Here is a 1103-nt window from a genome sequence, read left to right as displayed (position 1 = left end):
CGGACCTTCTTCAGCACGGGGATGAACTGCGGGCTGTCGGCGGCTTGTCCCTCGGTCAGGATGAACGCCAGCGGGCGGCACTTCCGGTCGCCGGCACAATGGATCTTGCTGGTCTGTCCGCCTCTGGAGCGTCCGAGCAGGGCGGCTTTCAGCCGGAGCTTGCGCCGGCGCCGGATTCGTCGCCGCTCTTCCCGTTCCTGGTCGTCAGAGACGTCCTGCCCGTCTTGTCCTTCCGGGCCGCCCCCTTTTGCCGGGCCTTCTCCGCCTCGTCGGCGGCCTTCTCCAGGGCGGCCAGCGCGTCGGGGGCCAGGTGCATCCCGGCGGCGTCGTGGTGTGCCCGCACGGTGGTGGAATCCACGCTGACCAGCGACAAGTCCACCTCACCCCGCTTCGCGGCCTCCGCGATCAGCCCCTCCAGCAGGGCTTCGAAGACGCCGGCGTCCCTCCAGACCCGGAAGCGACCGTAGACGGTCGGCCAGGGACCGAACTCGGAGGGCATCTCCCGCCACTGGGCGCCGGAGCGGAACCGCCAGATCACGCCCTCGAACTGATCCCGCAGCCTCTCGGGGTACGGGCCGTACTCGCCGATCGGCAAGTACGGCTCGATGAACGTCCACTGCTCGTCGGTGAGTTGCCTACGCGTCACACACAGCGTCCTACCGGATTCCACCCTCGGGCGGGCACGAAACCGCAATGTTGATCACGACATCACACAGCCCCTAGAGGACCGGGCCACCGGACTGGCTGTCCCGCCGCGCACGGCCGTGTGCCCGGAGCTATCGTCGACAGCAGGTCAACGACGCTCCCCTCCCTCAACCAGGAGGTTCCCGTGGCAGATGACGCTGCACAGGTGGCACCCGATGTGTACAAGGTCCTCTTCGAGAACGATCAGGTACGACTGCTCGAGGCCCGGCTCCAGCCCGGTGCCACGACAGCCATGCACCACCACCGCGACAACCTCGTCTACAACCTCGCAGACGGGGAGGCGGTCTTCACCGACGAGTCCGGTGAAACCATCGAGGTCTCGCTCGTGGCCGGCGAAACGATGTGGTTCCCGGCCGTGAACCACTCACAACACCGCACCGGAAGCAGCCCGCTCACTC

2 protein-coding genes and 1 pseudogene are annotated in these 1103 nt (G+C 67.5%); 1 reads left to right on the top strand and 2 read right to left on the bottom strand.

From position 1 onward, the window contains the following. A pseudogene (locus C2142_RS41105) lies at window positions 1-143 on the bottom strand (IS5/IS1182 family transposase); the annotation flags it as partial. A 5-nt stretch (window positions 144-148) separates the two neighbouring features. Beyond that, window positions 149-646 carry a transposase gene (locus C2142_RS36535; protein WP_241003021.1) on the bottom strand — a complete coding sequence of 166 codons (498 nt, stop codon included), beginning with the start codon at window positions 644-646 and terminating at the stop codon, window positions 149-151. A gap of 183 nt (window positions 647-829) precedes the next feature. On the opposite strand from C2142_RS36535, the gene C2142_RS36530 reads away from it, so the two are divergent. Continuing rightward, window positions 830-1103: hypothetical protein (locus C2142_RS36530; RefSeq protein ID WP_194235853.1), on the top strand; the 274-nt coding region annotated here is incomplete at its 3' end.

Origin of the sequence: Streptomyces sp. CB01881 (assembly GCF_002953255.1) — a bacterium.
Classification (GTDB): Bacteria; Actinomycetota; Actinomycetes; order Streptomycetales; family Streptomycetaceae; genus Kitasatospora.
This window is presented reverse-complemented; position numbering and strand designations above follow the sequence as displayed.